Raw genomic sequence first — 18,512 nt, 5'->3', positions numbered from 1 at the left:
AAGCCGATGTCCAATTCCTCCGCAGCCCCGCGCCCTCCGTTCCTCACCGACCCCATGATCGCGGTGCTGCTGATCGCCACGGCACTCGCCCTGCTGGTTCCCGCTGCGGGCGAGGCGCGCGCGGCGGCCACGATGGTCTCGAATGCCGGGATATTCGTCTTGTTCCTCGTCAACGGGATGCGGATCCGGCGCAGCGAAATCGCGCGCGGCCTGGCAAACTGGCGTTACTTTGGCCCGCTGATGCTGTTCGTCTTTGGGGCAATGGTGCTCCTCGGCCTCGGCTTTGCGCGCCTTGCGGACAACCTCCTGCCGCCCTTGGTCGCGCTGGGTTTCCTCTATCTCGGCTGCCTGCCTTCGACCGTGCAATCGGCAACATCCTACACCAGCCTTGCCAACGGCAATGTCGCGCTGTCGGTGGTGGGCGCGGCGCTGATCAATATTGCCGGGGTGCTGGTGAGCGGGCCGCTGTTCGCTTTCGTGGGCGGAGGCGCGGCCGGAGACATCGGCGGCGAGGCGATAGGCCGGATTTTCCTGATCCTCGTCCTGCCCTTCGCCATCGGGCAGGCGGTGCAGGATCGCTTCATCGACAAGCTGATCGCGCACAAGGCCACCGCCGCCTGGCTTGACCGGGCCGTGATCGGGATTGCGGTCTATGTCGCCTTTTCGGGGGCGGTTGAGCAGGGGCTGGGCGCGATGTTCACTCTGATGGACTGGGCGATGATTGGCGTGCTGGTGCTGGCGATGCTCGGCGCCGCGCTGGCAGCGGCGTGGGGCACGGCAGGGGCGATGCGTCTTGCCCGCGCTGACCGGATCGCTTTCCTCTTTGCCGGATCGCAAAAGAGCGTCGCCATCGGCGCACCGCTCGCCGCGATCCTGTTTCCGCCCGCGAGTGCCGGCTTCGTGATTGCGCCGCTGCTGCTCTATCACCTCGCCCAGCTGGTGCTGGCCGCGCCGCTGGCGATGCGGTTGGCGCGGGGCACCTAGGCCTTGGGCTGGTAGGTCTGGTCAGGCGTCGGGAAGCTGCGGGCGCGCACTTCCTCGGCATAACGCGCCACGGTGCGGTCGATGACACCGGCAATATCCTCGTAGCGTTTGACGAAGCGGGGCACGCGTTCAAACATCCCCAGCATATCCTCGGTGACGAGCACCTGACCGTCGCACGCCGCCGAGGCACCGATGCCGATGGTGGGGCAGGTGACGGCTTTGGTTGCGGTAATCGCGATGGGTTCGAGCACGCCTTCAATGACGATGGCAAAGGCACCCGCATCATCGAGCGCTTCGGCATCAGAGACGATCTTTTCCGCTTCGGCATCCGAGCGGCCCCGCGCGCCATAGCCGCCAAGGACGTTCACGGCCTGGGGTGTAAGCCCGACATGGCCCATCACCGGGATGCCGCGCTGGTTGAGGAAAGCGACGGTCGGCGCCATCGCCGCGCCGCCCTCCAGCTTTACGGCGGCAGCGCCGGTCTGCTTGAGCAGGAAGGCTGCGCTCTCGAAGGCCTGCTCGGGCGAGGCTTCGTAGGAGCCGAAAGGCATATCGATGACCACCACCGAATGATACGACCCGCGCACAACCGCGGCCCCATGATTGGCCATCATCTCGAGGGTAACCGGCACGGTCGAAGGCAGTCCGTAGATCACCTGACCGAGCGAATCCCCGACCAGCAGGAGATCGCAATGGGCATCGAGGATCTGCGCTTGCCGCGCGGTGTAGGCGGTCAGCATCACCAGCGGCTCGCCGGTCACACCATCGGTCTTGCGCGCCCGGATCGCGGGCACGGTCAGCCGCTTCATGGGGGCAGGGGTGGGGTTGGCGCGGCTCGTGCTCGTATCGAGCTGGAAGGTCGTGGACATGGCCCGGGGGTCTAGCGCCTGTGCGTCCCGGGGGAAAGAGCGCCGATTGCCGCTTGTGTTGCGGGCCTGTTCCGCTAGCTTGGCGCCATTCGATCGCGCGGGGGATCTGCCTGCGGTCAATGGGAGACCTAATTCAGATGTTTCTTGACAGGATCAAGCCGCGCGCCGCGCAGGCGTGCAGGGGGAAATTGTAATGGCAAGCAAACCCAACCGCTCCATCGTCGAGCGGATGTTCGCGCGCAAATCCATCGCTCAGGTGCAGCGTGAAACCGCCAACAGCGAATTGAAGCGTTCGCTCGGCAAGTGGAACCTGCTGCTTTTGGGCGTGGGTTGCATCATCGGCGCGGGCATTTTCGTGCGCACCGGCAGTGCTGCGGCGCTGCACGCGGGGCCGGCGGTGCTGCTGAGCTTCGTCGTCGCGGGCATTGTCTGCGCCTTTGCCGGGCTTTGCTATGCCGAGCTTTCCTCGACCCTGCCGGTGTCGGGCTCGGCCTACACCTATGGCTACACCACGTTGGGCGAATTCGTCGCCTGGACGATGGGCGTGCTGCTGCTGCTCGAATACGGGATCGCCGCCGCGGTGGTCGCGGTGGGCTGGGGCGGTTATGTCGTCAGCCTGTTGGCGGACTTTGGCGTCGTCATTCCCCCGCAACTGACCGGCCCCACAGGCTACACGCTGATGCGTGACGGGGTGCCGGTGCTGGTCGATGGCCAGACGGTCACCACGATCTTCAACCTGCCCGCCTTTGCAATCTGCATTGCCCTGTCGCTGCTGCTGATTTTGGGCGTGTCGGAAAGCGCCAAGGTCAACAACATCATCGTCGCGATCAAGGTCAGCGTGCTGGCTGCCTTCATCGTGGTCGGCGGGCTGATCGTGCTGGGCAACCTGCCGGAACTGATCGCGACCAACTGGACACCTTTCATTCCCGAAAACACCGGTGACGGCGAGTTCGGGGTCGACGGGATCATGCGCGCCGCCTCGATCGTGTTCTTCGCCTATATTGGCTTCGAGGCGGTCTCGACCGCAGGACAGGAAGCCAAGGACCCGGCCAAGGATATGCCCTTCGGCATCATCGGTTCGCTGGTCGTCTGCACCGTGATCTATATGCTGGTTGCGGCCATCATGACGCTGCTGGTGCCTTACAACACCTTGAACGTCCCCGATCCGGTGGCGGTGGTGGTCGATGCCTTCGGCCCGCAGTGGGGCTGGCTCGCCAAGATCATCAAGATCGGCGCGATCATCGGCCTTACCTCGGTGGTGCTGGTGCTGATGTATGGCCAGACCCGCATCTTCTACACCATGGCGCGCGACGGTTTGCTGCCGCACGTCTTCTCGAAGGTGCACCCGAAGTATCAGACCCCGTGGATCAACACCCTGCTGGTCGGCCTGATCACGGCGCTGGCGGCGGGCTTCCTCGACATCAACCTGCTGGGCGATGCGACCTCGGTGGGCACGCTGGCGGCGTTCGCCATCGTGTGTCTCTCGGTGATCTACCTGCGCCGCGCTGCGCCCGATCTGCCGCGCGGGTTCAAGGTGCCGTTCTACCCGGTGTTGCCGATCCTCGGGATTGCGTCCTGCGGCTACCTGATCACCACGGTGCCGGGTCACGTGCTGCTGCTGTTCCTCGGCTATCTGGCGTTCGGGATGGTGATCTACTTCTTCTACGGGATGCATTTCTCGAACCTGCAGACCGGACGGGATCAGGACGAAGGGCCGGATATGGGCGAGTTCCCCGGGCCGGTCGTCGACGACTGATCGGATCGGGCGTCAGCGCTTCATGGGGCGCGGGGAGCATAGGCTTCCCGCGCCCTTTGCATTTGCCAGCGGGCCGATGTTGGAACATAATGCGAACATATGAGTCGTTCGCCTATGCCCTTCACGCCCGCAAAGCCCTCTCCCGCCCGCATTCTGGCCCGCACCGGACCGGATCCACGCTGGCGGCCGGGTCTCAACGTGCAGCCGTTCCACTCGGAAATCTTCGCCCCTGCCACTGAGGCGAGCGGGGCGGGGCTGGCGTTGGCGCTGGCGCGGGACGCCCTTGCCGCGGCGGGGGAGAGCGATGACACCCGCCAGATCCTGTGGGTGCAGGATCGTGCGGCGATCCGGCTTGGCGGGCGGCCCTGCCTTGCGGGGCTGCCGCGTGATCTCGCCCACCGGTTGATCCATGTCGCCGCCGCCACGCCCGAAGACGCGCTGTTCGCGCTGGAGGAGGGGCTGAAGTGCCGTGACCTCGCCTGCGTGATCGGCGAGATTGCGGGCAACCCCAAGGCGCTGTCCTTCACCGCCTCGCGCCGCCTCAGCCTCACCGCCGAGAAGCATGGCGTGCGGCTGTGGCTGGTGCGCTTGGACGCCGCGCCCGACCTGTCCTCGGCCCGGATGCGCTGGCAGGCGCGCGCCGCGCCCTCGGCCGCCCCGCGCTGGAACCCCGCCGCCCCCGGCATGGCCACCTGGCACGCCGAACTGTTCCGCGCGCGCACTCACGCGCCCGGCCAATGGAGCCTCAGCGATGATGCCGGAACCCTGCGCATCGCCAGCGATCCCCCAACCGAAACCGTCGCCGCGCCGGATCCTCGCTATCTGGCTCGCCCGACTGTCGGTCGATCGCTGGCGGCGCGCGTCCACGCCTGAGGCGTCCCAAGACATTGACGCTGCCCCCACCGCGCTGATCCTCGACACGGCGCACGGGCCGCGCATCACCGCTGCCAATGATGCAGGCCTTGCCGCAGGGGCGAGGGCGGGGATGCTGCTGGCTGACGCGCGCGCGCTGTGCCCTGATCTGGTCGCGGTTCCCGGCGATCCGGCCGGCGATCTGGCGGCACTCGAAAAGCTTGCCCTGTGGGCGCAGCGCTGGGGGCCGTGGAGCGCGCTCGACCCGCCCGATGGCCTGCTGGTCGATGTCACCGGCGCGGCGCATCTGTTCGGGGGTGAGGAGCACTTGCTCAAGGATGTTGCTGCCGCTTTCGCCGCGCGCGGTCTCACCACCCGCGCAGCGCTTGCGCCGACGGCAGGGGCGGCCTGGGCACTCGCGCATTACGGGCGGCGGCAGACTATTCTTGCCCCCGACGAGGACCCACTGCGCGTGCTGGCAGACCTCCCGGTCGCCGCGCTCCGGCTCGATGATGATGTGCTCACCGTCCTGCGCCGCCTCGGGATCAAGCGCCTTGGCGAGCTTGCCGGGGTGAGCGGGGCGGGGGAGGCTGATCCCGCCGCCGAGGCTGCGGCGCGCGACGCGCTGCGCCGCCGCTTTCGCAACCGCCATGCGCCTGCCGCTAACCCATTGCTGCGCCTCGATCAGTTGCTTGGGCGTGTCCCCGAACCGCTATTGCCGGTCATCGACCGCCCGATGCCGTTGGTGCAACGCCGCTTGATGGAGCCGCTGCGCCACCGTGCGCTGCTCGATCATGTGCTCGAGGATCTCGCCGCCGACATGGTCCGCGCGCTCGAAGCACGGGGCGAGGGCGCGCGGCGGCTTGAACTGGCGCTTTGGCGGGTCGATGGCGAGGTCTTGCAGCGCCGCATCGAACTCGCCGCCGCCACCCGCGAGGCGAGCCACATCACCCGGTTGTTCGCCGCCCGGCTCGACGATGTCGCGGCCGGGTTCGGGATCGAGATGGTGCAGCTGCGCGCCAGCTGGAGCGAGCCGCTCGGCCTCACCCAGGCCGATCTCGATGCGGCGGCCGAAGATCATGGCACTGCGCTTGCCGCCTGTATCGACCGGCTGAGCGTGCGCCTCGGGCCGAAGGCCGTCACCCGCCCGGTTCCGCGGGCCAGCCACATCCCCGAACGCGCGCAGGTGTGGCAGCCGCCGCTCGCTCCCGTTCCTGCGAGCCAGCATCCGCTCGCCTTCCATACCCGTCCCCTGAAGCTGCTCGATGTCCCTGAGCCGATCGCGGTGCTCCATGCCGCGCCCGACGGCGTGCCCCAGCGCTTCCGCTGGCGGGGTGCGGTGCGCGAGGTTGCGCGCGTCGAGGGGCCGGAACGGATCGCGCCCGAATGGTGGCGCGAACGCTCGACGACGCGGCTGCGCGACTATTACCGCATCGAGGACGAGGCCGGGCGGCGCTACTGGATTTACCGGCAAGGCATCATCGGCGATCGCCGCGGCGGGGTGCCCATGTGGTTCCTCCAAGGCCTTTATGCCTAAGGCCTCTTTACCTGGTCGCTTAGGCTTCTTTTACGCCTTTGTGCGAAGAGAATCGCATGAACCTCGATTCCATCCCTCGCGCCTCCGAGCGTCGACCGATGAGCATAACGGTCAAGAGCCGTGTGCAGTCGCGCGTGGTGTTCGTCGATCTGCTCGACATCTCCGAAGGTGGCTGCAAGATCAAGGCGAAGGCGGGCTTTGCCGAGGTGGGCGACCGGGTGACGATGAAGGTCGGGGGGATCAACGCTCCGCTCGGTTCGGTGGCCTGGGTCGATGGGCCGGTCGCGGGCGTTGCCTTCGAAGGAGCGATGCATCCGGCCGTGATTGACCATCTGTGCGACCATCGCGATGATCGCGGTAACGGGCAGGGGCTGCGCCGGGTCCTGTAGAACAGGCTTGCAAGCTTTGCATTTGGCAGCGGGGCCGTAGGAACATATAAGGAACACTTGAAAGGTGTTCCCCCGTTCCCATGGCCCAGCAATCCCCCCCGAAACCCACTTTACGCCAACGTCTCGAAATCCTCGCCGATGCGGCGAAATATGATGCCTCCTGCGCGTCCTCCGGCACGGCGAAGAAGAACTCGCTGGGCGGCAAAGGCGTGGGCTCGACCGAGGGGATGGGCATCTGCCACGCCTATGCGCCGGACGGGCGCTGCATCTCGCTGCTCAAGATCCTGCTGACCAACCACTGCATCTTCGATTGCCACTACTGCATCAACCGCAAGAGCGCGAACACCCCGCGCGCGCGCTTCACCCCGCAGGAGGTGGTCGACCTCACGCTGAACTTCTACCGGCGCAACTACATCGAAGGCCTGTTCCTGTCCTCGGGGATCGTGAGGAGCGCCAACCACACGATGGAGCAGCTGGTCGAGGTCGCCCGCATCCTGCGCGAGGAGCATGATTTCCGCGGCTACATCCACCTCAAGACCATTCCCGAGGCCGAGCCTGAGATCATCCATCAGGCGGGGCTTTATGCCGACCGGGTCTCGATCAATGTCGAGCTGCCCACCACCGCCGGGCTGACGCGCCTCGCGCCGGACAAGAATGCAGGCCAGATCGAAGGCGCGATGGGCCGCACCAAGGCGCGCATCATCGAGGCCAAGGATGAAAGGAAGCGTTTCCGCCACGCGCCGCGCTTTGCACCGGCGGGACAATCGACCCAGATGATCGTCGGCGCGGACGGGGCCAATGACGCGGCGATCATCGGCAAGGCGAGCCGGCTCTATGGCGATTTCGGCCTCAGGCGCGTCTATTACAGCGCCTTCTCCCCGATCCCCGATGCGTCTGCCGTGCTGCCGCTGAAACGCCCGCCGCTGCTGCGCGAGCACCGGCTCTACCAGTCCGACTGGCTGATGCGCTTTTACGGCTTCGCGCCGCAGGAGGTCGCCGATGCGGCCGAGGCGGACGGTAACCTGCCGCTCGATATCGACCCCAAGCTCGCCTGGGCGCTGAAGTTCCGCGCAAGCTTCCCGGTCGACGTCAACCGCGCGCCCAAAGAGATGCTGCTGCGGGTGCCCGGCCTCGGCACCAAGGCGGTGGCGCGCATCCTTGCATCGCGCAGGCACCGCAACCTGCGGCTTGATGATGTGGCGCGGCTGACGGTTTCGGTGGCCAAGGTGCGGCCCTTCATCTGCACGGTCGACTGGCGGCCGACCTTTCTCACCGACCGCGCCGATCTGCGCGGGCTGTTGGTGCGCAAGTCCGAGCAGCTGGAGCTGTTCTGATGACGGCGATGCAGCACGTCAGCCTCGGCGCGCACTACGCCGTGCACCTTCCGGCTCCGGATGATTTCGCCTTCTGGCGCGAGCGGGCGCGGGGGCTCATCCAGTGCGACGTGCCGCCCGACCGGGTGAGCTGGATCGAGCCGGGCGGGACGGGCGACCTGTTCGCATCCGAAGGCCCCGCGCGCAGCGAGAAGCGCCTGCCCCCGCTGCCCGCCGATCCGCGCCCCGTGCGCGCCAGTCAGCGGTTTCTGACGGTCGCCCGCAGCGCCGCGCTGCATTCCGATCCCGCGCGCTTCGGGCTGCTCTACCGTCTGCTCTGGCGGCTTCAGCGCAACCCGCGGCTGATGGAGGACAAGGCCGATCCCGAGGTGCGCCGGCTCGAGGAACTCGCCAAATCGGTGCGGCGCGATGCGCACAAGATGCACGCCTTCGTCCGCTTCCGCGAGGTGGCCGAGGAAGATGGCCCCCCCCATTTCGTCGCCTGGTTCGAGCCCGATCACCACATCGTCCGCGCCGAGGCCGCCTTCTTCATGCGCCGCTTCGCCAATATGCGCTGGTCGATCCTGACCCCGCGCGGGAGCATCCATTGGGACGGCGAGACCATGCGCGAAGGCCCGCCCGCGCGCCGCGAGGATGCGCCGCAAGGCGATCCGGTCGAGAACCTGTGGCGCTCCTACTATGCCTCGATCTTCAACCCCGCGCGGCTGAAGGTCGGGGCGATGCTCTCGGAGATGCCCAAGAAATACTGGAAGAACCTGCCCGAGGCCGAGCTGATCCCGCAGCTCATCGCCGGGGCGCAGGCGCGCGAGGCGGCGATGGTGGCGGCGGGCTCGCGGGCCGAGTGGGTGCGGCCTGCGAGCCTCGCCGAGGTCGCGCAAGGGGCCGCTGCCTGCCGCGATTGCCCGATTGCCGACTGCGGCACCCGGGCGGTGGCGGGGGAGGGGCCGCAGCAGGCCGCTCTGATGATTGTCGGCGAACAGCCGGGCGATCAGGAAGATGCGGCAGGCCGTCCCTTCGTCGGCCCCGCCGGGCAATTGCTGGATGACCATCTGGAACGCGCCGGGATCGACCGCGCGCAGGCTTACGTCACCAACGCCGTCAAGCACTTCAAGTTTACCTGGAAGGGCAAGCACCGCCTCCACCAGTCGCCGGGCGCGAAGGAGATCGACACCTGCCGCTTCTGGCTCGAGGCCGAACGCGCCCTCATCCGCCCCCGCATCGTGCTGGCGCTGGGGGCGAGCGCGGCGCGGGGTCTGCTGGGCAAGACGGTCAGCGTCACCCGTGAGCGCGGGCGCGCGATCCGGCTCGATGACGGGGCCGAGCTGTGGGTGACCGTTCACCCCTCCTACCTCCTGCGGCTCGACGGTGCGGCGCGTGCGGAGCAGGCCGCGCTGTTCGCCGCCGATCTGGCGCGGGTGCAGGCGCGGTTGGGGGAAGTGTGAGTGCCCGACGCCCCGCTCACCCCCGACAAGCGCACCCTTGATGTCGACCCTGCCGACATCGCGCCGCCCGAACGTGCGCCCTTCGTCGAGCTCGGCCTTGTCAGCTGCTTCAGCTTCCTGCGCGGCGCGTCCGATGCGGTCGATCTGGTGCTGGCCGCGCACACGCTGGGTTACGACGCGCTCGGGATCGCCGACGTCAATTCGATGGCCGGCGTGGTGCGCATCCACACCGAGGCCAAGACGCTGAAACTCAAGCCCGTGATCGGCTGCCGGATCGAGACGGTCGAGGGGTTGGCCTTCCTCGCCTATCCCGAAACCCGCGCCGCCTATGGCCGCCTGTGCCGGTTGATCAGCGCAGGGCGGATGCAGACGCTCTCGGGCGAGTGGCAGGACAAGGGGGTGTGCGAGATCGACCTCGCGCTGCTGGCAGCGCACAGCGAGGGCGTGCAGTTGATCGTGCTGCCGCCCGATGACCTCGACGCGGAACTGACCATTCAGGTGCCGAGCAACGTCATTCCCCTCCCGCTTGCGGGAGGGGTTAGGGGTGGGTGCGAGCGCAGCGAGCTTGGGGACGGGCCCACCCCCGACCCCTCCCGCAAGCGGGAGGGGAGGCATATCGCCAGCCCTTTCGGCCCCACCGACTTAACCTCCCCTTTCCCCGACCTCCTCCCCCACCTCGTCCGCCAGCTCCCCACCCTCAGGCACCTCGCCGCGAGCTACCTTTACCGCGGGGACGACATCGCCCGGATCGAGCGGCTCGACAGCCTCGCCCGCGCCCACGGCCTCACGCTGCTTGCCACCAATGACGTCCACTACCACGCCCCCGAACGCCGCGCGCTTCAGGACGTGATGACCGCGATCCGCCACAAGACCACCGTGGCGGCGGCCGGACACCTGCTCCACCCCAATGCCGAGCGGCACCTCAAATCCCCTGCACAGATGCAGCGCCTGTTCGCCCGCTGGCCCCACGCGATCACCGCCGCGCGCGAAGTGGCGGACCGCTGCAATTTCAGCCTCGACGAGTTGCGCTACGAATACCCCGAGGAAATCTACCCCGACGGCCAGACCCCGCAGGCCTTCCTCGAAAGCGAGGTCTGGGCGGGGGCAGGGCGGCGCTACCCATCCGGCGTGCCGGAAAGTGTCCGCCAGACATTGGAACGCGAACTCGCGCTGATCGCCAAGCTCGACCTCGCCCGCTACTTCCTCACCATCAAGGACATCGTCGACTTCGCGCGGGGGTGCGATCCGCCGATCCTGTGCCAGGGGCGGGGGAGCGCGGCCAATTCGGCGGTGTGCTACGTCCTTGGCATCACCAGCGTCGACCCGGCCAAGCACCAGCTTCTGTTCGACCGCTTCATCTCCGAGGAGCGCAAGGAACCGCCCGATATCGACGTCGATTTCGAGCACGAGCGGCGCGAGGAGGTGATCCAGTACATCTACCGCAAATATGGTCGCCATCGCGCCGGGCTGTGCGCGACCGTGATCCACTACCGCCCGCGCATGGCGATCCGCGAGGTGGGCAAGGCCATGGGCCTGTCGGAGGACGTCACCGGCGCGCTGGCACGCACGGTGTGGGGCGGGTGGGGACGCGAGATTTCCGAGAAGCACGCCGCCGAGACGGGACTCGACATCACCGACCCGCACCTGCGGCGCGTCCTCAAACTCACCGAGCAGATGATCGGAATGCCGCGCCATCTCGGCCAGCACGTCGGCGGCTTCATCCTCACCGAGAGCGCGCTTACCGAGACCGTGCCGGTTGGCAACGGCGCGATGCCCGAACGCTCCTTCATCGAGTGGGACAAGGACGATATCGACGCGCTCGGCATCCTCAAGGTCGACGTGCTGGCGCTGGGGATGCTGACCTGCATCCGCAAATGCCTCGATCTGCTGGGGGCGCATCACAGCCGCCCGCTGACCCTCGCCACAGTCCCGCGCGAGGACCCAGAGACCTACGCCATGCTGCGCCGGGGCGATTCGCTGGGCGTGTTCCAGGTCGAAAGCCGCGCACAGATGAATATGCTCCCGAGGTTACGGCCTCGGGAATTCTACGATCTCGTCATTCAGGTCGCGATCGTGCGCCCGGGGCCGATCCAGGGCGACATGGTGCACCCCTACCTCAAGCGCCGCCGCGGCGCCGAGCCCGTCCGCATCCCCGCCCCCGCGCCCGAACACGGCCCGCCCGACGAGCTCACCAGCATCCTCGGGCGCACATTGGGCGTGCCGATCTTTCAGGAACAGGCGATGAAGATCGCATTGGATGCGGCGAAGTTCTCCAGCCTCGAGGCCAACCGGCTGAGAAAGGCAATGGCGACCTTCCGCAGCCGGGGGATGGTCGACGAGCTTCAGGACATGATGGTCGAACGCATGGTCGCGCGCGGCTATGATCGCGATTTCGCGCAGAGATGTTTCAACCAGATCAGGGGCTTCGGCGAATACGGCTTCCCCGAAAGCCATGCGGCCAGTTTCGCGCAGCTGGTCTATGTGTCGAGCTGGCTCAAGTGCCACTACCCCGCCGCCTTCGCCGCCGCGCTGCTCAATTCGCAGCCGATGGGCTTCTATGCCCCGGCCCAGATCGTGCGCGATGCAGCCGAGCACGGGGTGCGGGTGCTGCCGGTGGATGTGAACGCAAGTGCCTGGGATTGCACGCTTGAGGGCGGGCAAGAGCCTTTCGCTCTGCGCCTCGGCTTGCGCCAGATCGACGGCCTGCCCGAACACGTCGCCGCCGCGCTCGTCTCGGCGCGCGCGGCGGGCGGGCCTTATCGCGACATTGCCGATCTGCGCGCGCGCGGCGGGCTGTCGCCTGCCCATATCGAGCGGCTCGCCAGCGCCGATGCCTTCACCTCGCTGGGCCTCTCGCGCAGGCAGGCGCTGTGGGACGCCCGCAGCCTCATCCCCGCGCCCGATCTGCCGCTGTTCCGTGCGGCGGGCGTGCGCGAGGAGGGGGCAGAGCGCAAGGCCATCCGCCTGCCCGCCATGCCGCTCTCCGAGGAAGTGGTCGCCGATTACCAGACCACCCGCCTCAGCCTCAAAGCCCATCCGATGGCCTTCCTGCGCGCCGATCTTGCGGCGAGAGGCTTTGTGCGTGCCTGCGACCTGAGGGCGAGGAAATTCAGGAGCATGGTGCAGGTTGCCGGAGTGGTGCTGATCCGCCAACGCCCCGGATCGGCCAAGGGGGTGACCTTCATCACGCTCGAGGACGAGACGGGCGTAATCAACCTCGTGGTCTGGCCTGACTTGAAGGAGAAGCAGCGCAAGGTGGTGATGGGCGCGCGGCTGATGGAGGTGCGGGGCCGCGTCGAATATGACGACGAGGTGATCCACGTGATCGCCGCTCACATGACCGATGCGACCCACAGGCTGCACGCGCTGTCGGACGACCTGCTCGACGCGCCGCTTGCCCGCGCGGACGAGGTCAACAAGCCGATGCCCGATCGCGCGCCGCCGCGCGCGCGCGACATGATTGACGAACTGGCTCCCACGCCCAATGTGACCGGCCATCCGCGCAATCACAGAATTCTGCCCAAGTCTCGGGATTTCCACTAGGATCGCGCCGATGGCCCGCACCCGATCCCGCTCCGCACGCCGCTCGGCAGGCCGCCTGTTCGCACTCCTGCTGCTGCTCGCCGGAGCGCTTGCGGGATGGCAGTGGCTCAAGGCTCACCCGGAGCACAATCCCTGGGCGCCGCTCGATCTGTCGCATCCGCAAGGCTGGGCAACCCGCAGCAAGCTGGTCAGCCTGCGCACCAATGTGGCAGAATGCCGCGCTGTGCTGGCGCGCAGCGACGTGGCCTTTACGGCACTCGCCCCCGAAGGCGAGGGGCCGTGTGCGCGAACGGATCGCACGCAACTCGGGCGTTATCCGTTGGCGCCCGACACGCCGCCCGTGACCTGTCCCGTCGCCGCCGCGCTCGAATTGTGGCGGCGCAATACGGTAAGCCCCGCAGCTCGGACAATTTTAGGCAGCGAAATCAAGCAAATCGAACACCTCGGCGCCTTCTCCTGCCGCCGAATGTATGGCGGCGCGGACGGCCCGTGGAGCGAGCACGCCACCGCCAATGCCATCGACATTGCCGCTTTCGTGCTGGCCGATGGACGGCGGATCAGCGTGCTCGGGGATTGGGACGGGGACGACGAGGAAGCACGCTTTCTGCGCGCGGTTCGCGACGGCGCCTGCGGGAGCTTCGCCACCGTTCTCTCACCGGACTACAACGCCGCCCATGCCGATCACTTCCACTTTGATCAGGATGATCGCTGGGCCGGCGTATGTCGTTGATCTAGCTGGCTTCGAGCGCGTATCCCGCCGAGCGAACTGTCCGGATCGGATCTTTCGCGCCGTCGATCCCGATGGCCTTGCGCAGGCGGCGAATGTGAACGTCGACCGTGCGCAGTTCGATGTCCGAGCCGGTGCCCCAGACCCCATCGAGCAACTGGCCGCGACTGAACACCCGGCCGGGGCTTTCCATGAAGAATTTCAACAGCCTGTATTCGGTCGGCCCGAGTTGCAGGGGCTTGCCCCGGCGCTGGACCCTGTGCGCGACGGGATCGAGCTTCAGGTCGCCAACCTCGATCGTCTCGCCCGCCAGCGCCGGGCGGATGCGGCGCATCACGGCGGCGACACGGGCGAGTAACTCGCGGGGAGAAAAGGGTTTTGTCAGGTAATCATCGGCCCCGGTCTCGAGCCCGCGGACACGGTCGTCCTCCGCCTCGCGCGCGGTGAGCATGATGATCGGAACATGGGCCGTTTCCTTGTCGCGCCGCAACCGGCGGCACACCTCGATCCCGCTGGTACCTTCGATCATCCAGTCGAGGATAATCAGATCGGGGGTCTCTTCCGCAGCCAAAACAAGGGCTTCGTCGCCGTCGCCTGTGCAGCGCACAGCGTAGCCTTCGTTCTGGAAGCGGTATTCGAGCAATTCGGACAGCGCCGGATCATCTTCGACCAGCAGCAATTTCGCAGCGGACATGCCCCATGTCTCCTCAAGCCCGCCGATGCGGGCGACACCAAGCACTATGTGTCACTCACGCGACAATTTGATGAAACACCGCGACGAATTCAACCGGATCGCCAAAAGTGCCATGGTTACGGGCGACAAACTGTGATTGTTCCACGTGAAACACCCGCGCGAGGCGACGCGGTGTGTCGAAAACCTGCGACAAACCGACAAAAACGCGACAGCGAAAGCGGCCCGTCTAGCGGTCGCCCTCGGGCGGGTAGACCCCGGTCGCAGCGAAGTGCACCATTTCGGCGACGTTGGTCGCATGGTCGCCGATCCGCTCGATGTTGCGCGCCACGAACAGCAGCTGCGCCGCGCTCGAAATAGTCGAGGGGTTTTCGACCATGTAGCTCACCAGGTTGCGGAAAATCGAGTTGTAGAACCCGTCGACCTTGGCGTCGGTGGCAATCACCTCGCGCGCGAGGTCAGGGTCACGCGCGGCATAGGCGGTGAGCACGTCGTGCACCATCTCGCCCGCGAGTTCGCCCATGGTGGGCAGAAGCGTCAGCGGTTCGAAGCGGGCGCGGCCTTCGATCATGCCGGTGCGCTTGGCGATGTTCTTGGAATAGTCGCCGATCCGCTCCAAAACGCCGCCGATCTTGAGCGCGGCGATCACTTCGCGCAGGTCGTCCGCCATCGGCGCGCGCAGGGCGATGATCCGCACGGCGAGCTTGTCGACTTCCATTTCGAGCGCGTCCATGCGCTTGTCGCGCGCCACGACCTGTTCGGCCAGCGCTTCGTCTCCGCGCACGAGAGCGTCCAATGATTCGGCGATGGCGACTTCTGCGAGCCCGCCCATCTCCGCGATCAGCCCGCGCAGGCGGGTGATGTCTTCGTCGAATGCCTTGACGGTATGTTCAGCCATCAGCCGTAACGTCCTGTAATATAGTCCTTCGTCCGCTCCTCGATGGGATTGGTGAAGATTTCCGAAGTCGGCCCGTATTCCACCATCTTGCCGAGGTGGAAGAAGGCGGTGCGCTGGCTGACGCGGGCGGCCTGCTGCATCGAGTGGGTGACGATCACGATCGCGTAACGCCCGGAGAGTTCATCGATCAGCTCCTCGATCTTGGCGGTCGCGATGGGATCGAGCGCCGAAGCCGGTTCGTCCATCAGGATGACCTCGGGGTCAACCGCAATCGCGCGGGCAATGCACAGGCGCTGCTGCTGGCCGCCCGACAGCGCGGTGCCCGAATCCTCGAGCCGGTCCTTGACCTCGTCCCACAGCCCGGCGCGGGTCAGCGAGCGTTCGACGATCACGTCGAGATCGGCCTTCTTCTCCGCCAGACCATGGATCTTGGGGCCATAGGCGATGTTTTCGTAGATCGACTTGGGGAAGGGGTTGGGCTTCTGGAACACCATCCCCACCCGCGCGCGCAGCTGCACCACGTCCATGCGGCTGCCGTGGATGTCCTCGCCGTCGAGCTCGATCAGCCCGGTCACCTTGGCCGCGCCGATGGTGTCGTTCATGCGGTTGAAGCACCGCAGGAAGGTCGACTTCCCGCAGCCCGACGGGCCGATGAAGGCGGTGACGTAATTGGGCGAAATGTCGATCGAGACGTGATCGATCGCCTTCTTCTCGCCGTAGAAGACGCAGACGTCGCGCGCGCGGATCTTCGCGTTTTCGTCGGCCATGTTGGGATGGATGACTGTCACCAGCGTTTCTCGAATTTGTTGCGGAGGTAAATGGCAAGGCCGTTCATGGCGAGCAGGAACGCCAGCAGCACGATGATAGCCGCGCTGGTGCGTTCCACAAAGCCGCGGTCGATTTCGTCAGACCACAGGAAGATCTGCATCGGCAGCACGGTCGCGGGCGAGGCGAAGCCTTCGGGCGGGGTGGCCACGAAAATGCGCATCCCGATCAAGAGCAGCGGCGCGGTTTCGCCCAGTGCGCGGGCCATGCCGATGATGGTGCCGGTCAGCATCCCCGGCAGTGCAAGCGGCAGCACATGGTGGAACACCACCTGCACCGGCGATGCACCAATGGCGAGCGCGCCGTCACGGATCGAAGGCGGCACCGCCTTGATCGCGTTGCGCCCGGAAATGACGATCACCGGCATGGTCATCAGTGCCAGCGTCATCCCGCCGATCAGCGGGGCTGACCGCAGGCCGGGAAACAGCGCGAGGAACACGGCAAGGCCCAAGAGGCCGAAGATGATCGAGGGCACCGCGGCAAGGTTGCTGATCGACACTTCGATGATGTCGGTCCAGCGATTGCGCGGGGCGTATTCCTCAAGATAGAGCGCCGACAGGACGCCCACCGGGAAGGCCAGCACCAGCGTCACCAGCATGGTCAGCATCGAGCCCTTGAGCGCGCCCCAGATGCCGACCGATTGCGGCGTGGTCGCGTCCGAGCGGGTGAGGAAGCCCCAGTCCCAGTTGCGCTGAAGCTTGCCCTTGGCGGCGAGGTCTTGCGCGAGCGCCTGAAGCGCAGGATCGCCTTCGCCTTGCAGCCCTGCGGCGAGCGCTGAGGTGGTCGGCAGTTCGAAGGTTGCCTTGGTGGTGATGAGGTCAGGATCGGCCGCCAGCGCTGCCACGACATCGCGCCAGGCATCGGGGGCGATCTGTTCGGCGGCGGCTTTACCCAGCTGCTCTTCGGCAAGGCGTGTGACCGTGGCGGGCAGGCCCTGGATCTCAAGCGTTTGCGCGGAGCTCGGCGCGGTCAGCGAGGTGGCATCGCCTGTCAGCCCCGTAGCGGGAAAGTCGATCGTCACCGCCATCTCGGTGCGCTGGAACCCAGCGATCCCGTTCAGCAGCATATTGCCGAGCAGGAACACCAGCACCGCGACAGAGAACACCACCGCGCCCATGCCGATGCGGCGGAAGTTGCGTTCGGCACGGTAGCGCTTCGCAAGCCGCGCTTCGAAGGCAGGGGTGCGCGTCGGGCCGAGGGCATTGGGGGTTTCGGGCGTGCTCATTCGTAGGCCTCGCGGAAACGCTTGACGACGCGCAGGGCGATGAAGTTGAGCGCCAGCGTCACCATGAACAGCACAAAGCCCAGCGCATAGGCGCTGAGGGTGGCCGGGTGATCGGTGCTCTGTTCGCCCGTCAGCAGCTTGACGATCTGCACGGTGACGGTCGACATCGGTTCAAGCGGATTGGCGGTAAGGTTGGCGGCAGGCGATGCGGCCATCACCACGATCATGGTCTCGCCAATCGCGCGGCTGACCGCGAGCATGATCCCGGCAACGATGCCGGGGAGCGCGGCGGGGAAGAGCACGCGCTGGATCGTCTCGGACTTGGTCGCGCCCATGGCCAAGCTGCCGTCGCGCATCGCGGCGGGCACGGCAGCCATCGAATCGTCGGCCATCGAAGAGACGAAGGGAATGATCATCACCCCCATCACGATCCCGGCGGCCAGTGCGCTTTCGGTCGAGGCGCTGGTGATGCCGATCGCGACGGCGGCATCGCGGATCATGGGCGCGAGCGTCAGCGCGGCGAAATAGCCATAGACCACGGTCGGCACCCCCGCGAGCAGCTCCAGCAACGGCTTGATCCAGGTGCGCACCTTGGGGTGGGCATATTGGGTGAGGTAGATCGCGCTCATCAGCCCCAGCGGGATCGCGACGATCATGGCGATGATCGCGCCGATGAAGATCGTCCCCCAGAACAGCGGCACCGCGCCATAACGGCTCGCATCGACCGCATCGGGGCTCGCCATGGTGTCCGGCCCCCACTTGGTGCCGAGCAGGAAGTCGATCGGCGAGACCATGCCGAAGAATCGCACGGTCTCGAACACGAGGCTGACGAAGATGCCAAGCGTGGTGAGGATCGCCACCAGCGAGGCGAGCAGCAGGATCATCATCACCGTGCGCTCGACCCGCGTGCGCGCGCCGAATTGCGGCTTGAGACGCAGGAACGCGAGCGCGCCGCCGGCAAGTGCGATCAGAACGGTAACGATGATGCCGATCGTGTTGTAGCGCGCGAAGGCATCGCGGAACGGAGCGACGAGCGGTTCGGCCTCGTCGTTGAAGACACCCGGCGCCTGCCCCAGCGCAACCGCGCGGGCTTCACCCAGGAAAGCGTCACGTTCGAACCCGAAGGCGGGCAGCGCTTCGGCGGCGGGCGAGGCGAGCACCGCCTGCTGCACCAGCTGCGGGGCAATCGCGCTCCAGGCGATCACGAACAGCAGCACCGGGATCACCACCCACAGCGCAACATACCATGCGTGATAGATCGGACGCGAAGCGGTGCGCTCTCCGGCATCGCCCGACTGGAAGCTCCACGCCTTGGCGCGGCCAGCCAGCCAGCCGAGCAGGCCGAGGCCCAGAGCAATCAGGATGAGCGTGATCGGCGACATGACTTGGGAACCTGTATATCCTGCAGGAGGGCAAATTGACGCGTCGGCCGAGTTCTAA

At 66.7% G+C, this 18,512-nt stretch carries 15 protein-coding genes; 9 read left to right on the top strand and 6 right to left on the bottom strand.

Annotated elements, in window-relative coordinates; translation table 11 throughout:
* Nucleotides 1-6 precede the first annotated feature (6 nt).
* The gene (locus tag PS060_RS14705; RefSeq protein ID WP_273984198.1) at nt 7-984 is read left to right on the top strand and encodes a bile acid:sodium symporter; all 978 of its coding nucleotides are present in this window, start codon (nt 7-9) and stop codon (nt 982-984) included.
* On the opposite strand, the gene panB is transcribed toward PS060_RS14705, so the two are convergent.
* The gene (gene panB, locus PS060_RS14700; protein WP_273984197.1) at nt 981-1,853 is read right to left on the bottom strand and encodes a 3-methyl-2-oxobutanoate hydroxymethyltransferase; all 873 of its coding nucleotides are present in this window, start codon (nt 1,851-1,853) and stop codon (nt 981-983) included. The genes PS060_RS14705 and panB overlap by 4 nt on opposite strands.
* Before the next feature lie 193 nt (nt 1,854-2,046).
* On the opposite strand from panB, the gene PS060_RS14695 reads away from it, so the two are divergent.
* From PS060_RS14695 to PS060_RS14660, 8 genes are all read left to right on the top strand, one after another.
* On the top strand, nt 2,047-3,609 hold the full coding sequence (locus tag PS060_RS14695) for an amino acid permease (RefSeq protein ID WP_273984196.1): 1,563 nt from the start codon (nt 2,047-2,049) through the stop codon (nt 3,607-3,609).
* Between the two features lie 99 nt (nt 3,610-3,708).
* Nucleotides 3,709-4,482: a recA-like protein gene (locus PS060_RS14690; protein ID WP_273984195.1), complete on the top strand. Its 774-nt coding sequence runs from the start codon at nt 3,709-3,711 to the stop codon at nt 4,480-4,482.
* Complete coding sequence (locus tag PS060_RS14685; protein WP_273986936.1) at nt 4,364-5,998, top strand: DUF6504 family protein; 1,635 nt, start codon at nt 4,364-4,366, stop codon at nt 5,996-5,998. Before PS060_RS14690 ends, PS060_RS14685 begins: the two co-directional genes overlap by 119 nt.
* A gap of 56 nt (nt 5,999-6,054) precedes the next feature.
* Nucleotides 6,055-6,387 carry a PilZ domain-containing protein gene (locus PS060_RS14680; RefSeq protein WP_273984194.1) on the top strand — a complete coding sequence of 111 codons (333 nt, stop codon included), beginning with the start codon at nt 6,055-6,057 and terminating at the stop codon, nt 6,385-6,387.
* A gap of 80 nt (nt 6,388-6,467) precedes the next feature.
* Complete coding sequence (locus tag PS060_RS14675; protein ID WP_273984191.1) at nt 6,468-7,721, top strand: putative DNA modification/repair radical SAM protein; 1,254 nt, start codon at nt 6,468-6,470, stop codon at nt 7,719-7,721.
* Nucleotides 7,721-9,163 carry a UdgX family uracil-DNA binding protein gene (locus PS060_RS14670; protein ID WP_273984189.1) on the top strand — a complete coding sequence of 481 codons (1,443 nt, stop codon included), beginning with the start codon at nt 7,721-7,723 and terminating at the stop codon, nt 9,161-9,163. Before PS060_RS14675 ends, PS060_RS14670 begins: the two co-directional genes overlap by 1 nt.
* Entirely contained in the window at nt 9,164-12,706 is a 3,543-nt protein-coding gene (locus tag PS060_RS14665) for an error-prone DNA polymerase (RefSeq protein WP_273984187.1), read from the top strand. It begins immediately after the preceding gene.
* 10 nt (nt 12,707-12,716) lie between these two features.
* Nucleotides 12,717-13,436 carry an extensin-like domain-containing protein gene (locus PS060_RS14660; protein ID WP_273984185.1) on the top strand — a complete coding sequence of 240 codons (720 nt, stop codon included), beginning with the start codon at nt 12,717-12,719 and terminating at the stop codon, nt 13,434-13,436.
* A gap of 1 nt (nt 13,437) precedes the next feature.
* On the opposite strand, the gene phoB is transcribed toward PS060_RS14660, so the two are convergent.
* The 5 genes from phoB to pstC form a co-directional block, all read right to left on the bottom strand.
* Entirely contained in the window at nt 13,438-14,127 is a 690-nt protein-coding gene (gene phoB, locus PS060_RS14655) for a phosphate regulon transcriptional regulator PhoB (protein WP_273984184.1), read from the bottom strand.
* Between the two features lie 226 nt (nt 14,128-14,353).
* A complete protein-coding gene (gene phoU / locus PS060_RS14650; RefSeq protein WP_273984182.1) occupies nt 14,354-15,022 on the bottom strand; it encodes a phosphate signaling complex protein PhoU in 669 nt (222 codons plus the stop codon).
* Nucleotides 15,022-15,789 (bottom strand): phosphate ABC transporter ATP-binding protein PstB, encoded by a 768-nt coding sequence (pstB, locus tag PS060_RS14645; protein WP_273986934.1) that lies wholly within the window; start codon nt 15,787-15,789, stop codon nt 15,022-15,024. The genes phoU and pstB overlap by 1 nt, the downstream gene beginning before the upstream one ends.
* A 17-nt stretch (nt 15,790-15,806) precedes the next feature.
* Nucleotides 15,807-17,072: a phosphate ABC transporter permease PstA gene (pstA, locus tag PS060_RS14640; protein WP_273984180.1), complete on the bottom strand. Its 1,266-nt coding sequence runs from the start codon at nt 17,070-17,072 to the stop codon at nt 15,807-15,809.
* Nucleotides 17,069-18,454, bottom strand: coding sequence for a phosphate ABC transporter permease subunit PstC (pstC, locus tag PS060_RS14635; RefSeq protein ID WP_273984179.1), 1,386 nt, complete (start codon nt 18,452-18,454; stop codon nt 17,069-17,071). The genes pstA and pstC overlap by 4 nt, the downstream gene beginning before the upstream one ends.
* Nucleotides 18,455-18,512: the final 58 nt, after the last annotated feature.

Source organism: Erythrobacter sp. BLCC-B19 (assembly GCF_028621955.1).
Classification (GTDB): Bacteria; Pseudomonadota; Alphaproteobacteria; order Sphingomonadales; family Sphingomonadaceae; genus Erythrobacter.
The sequence above is the reverse complement of the archived record's forward strand: the minus strand, read 5'-3'. Positions and strand labels throughout refer to the sequence as shown.

Coding starts and splice junctions, on each gene's coding strand:
- pstC (WP_273984179.1), bottom strand. CDS start 18,454: ATGTCGCCGATCACGCTCATCCTGATTGCTCTGGGCCTCGGCCTGCTC.
- PS060_RS14670 (WP_273984189.1), top strand. CDS start 7,721: ATGACGGCGATGCAGCACGTCAGCCTCGGCGCGCACTACGCCGTGCAC.
- PS060_RS14690 (WP_273984195.1), top strand. CDS start 3,709: ATGAGTCGTTCGCCTATGCCCTTCACGCCCGCAAAGCCCTCTCCCGCC.
- PS060_RS14695 (WP_273984196.1), top strand. CDS start 2,047: ATGGCAAGCAAACCCAACCGCTCCATCGTCGAGCGGATGTTCGCGCGC.
- pstA (WP_273984180.1), bottom strand. CDS start 17,072: ATGAGCACGCCCGAAACCCCCAATGCCCTCGGCCCGACGCGCACCCCT.
- PS060_RS14685 (WP_273986936.1), top strand. CDS start 4,364: ATGCCGGAACCCTGCGCATCGCCAGCGATCCCCCAACCGAAACCGTCG.
- pstB (WP_273986934.1), bottom strand. CDS start 15,789: ATGGCCGACGAAAACGCGAAGATCCGCGCGCGCGACGTCTGCGTCTTC.
- PS060_RS14660 (WP_273984185.1), top strand. CDS start 12,717: ATGGCCCGCACCCGATCCCGCTCCGCACGCCGCTCGGCAGGCCGCCTG.
- PS060_RS14705 (WP_273984198.1), top strand. CDS start 7: ATGTCCAATTCCTCCGCAGCCCCGCGCCCTCCGTTCCTCACCGACCCC.
- panB (WP_273984197.1), bottom strand. CDS start 1,853: ATGTCCACGACCTTCCAGCTCGATACGAGCACGAGCCGCGCCAACCCC.
- phoB (WP_273984184.1), bottom strand. CDS start 14,127: ATGTCCGCTGCGAAATTGCTGCTGGTCGAAGATGATCCGGCGCTGTCC.
- PS060_RS14680 (WP_273984194.1), top strand. CDS start 6,055: ATGAACCTCGATTCCATCCCTCGCGCCTCCGAGCGTCGACCGATGAGC.
- phoU (WP_273984182.1), bottom strand. CDS start 15,022: ATGGCTGAACATACCGTCAAGGCATTCGACGAAGACATCACCCGCCTG.
- PS060_RS14675 (WP_273984191.1), top strand. CDS start 6,468: ATGGCCCAGCAATCCCCCCCGAAACCCACTTTACGCCAACGTCTCGAA.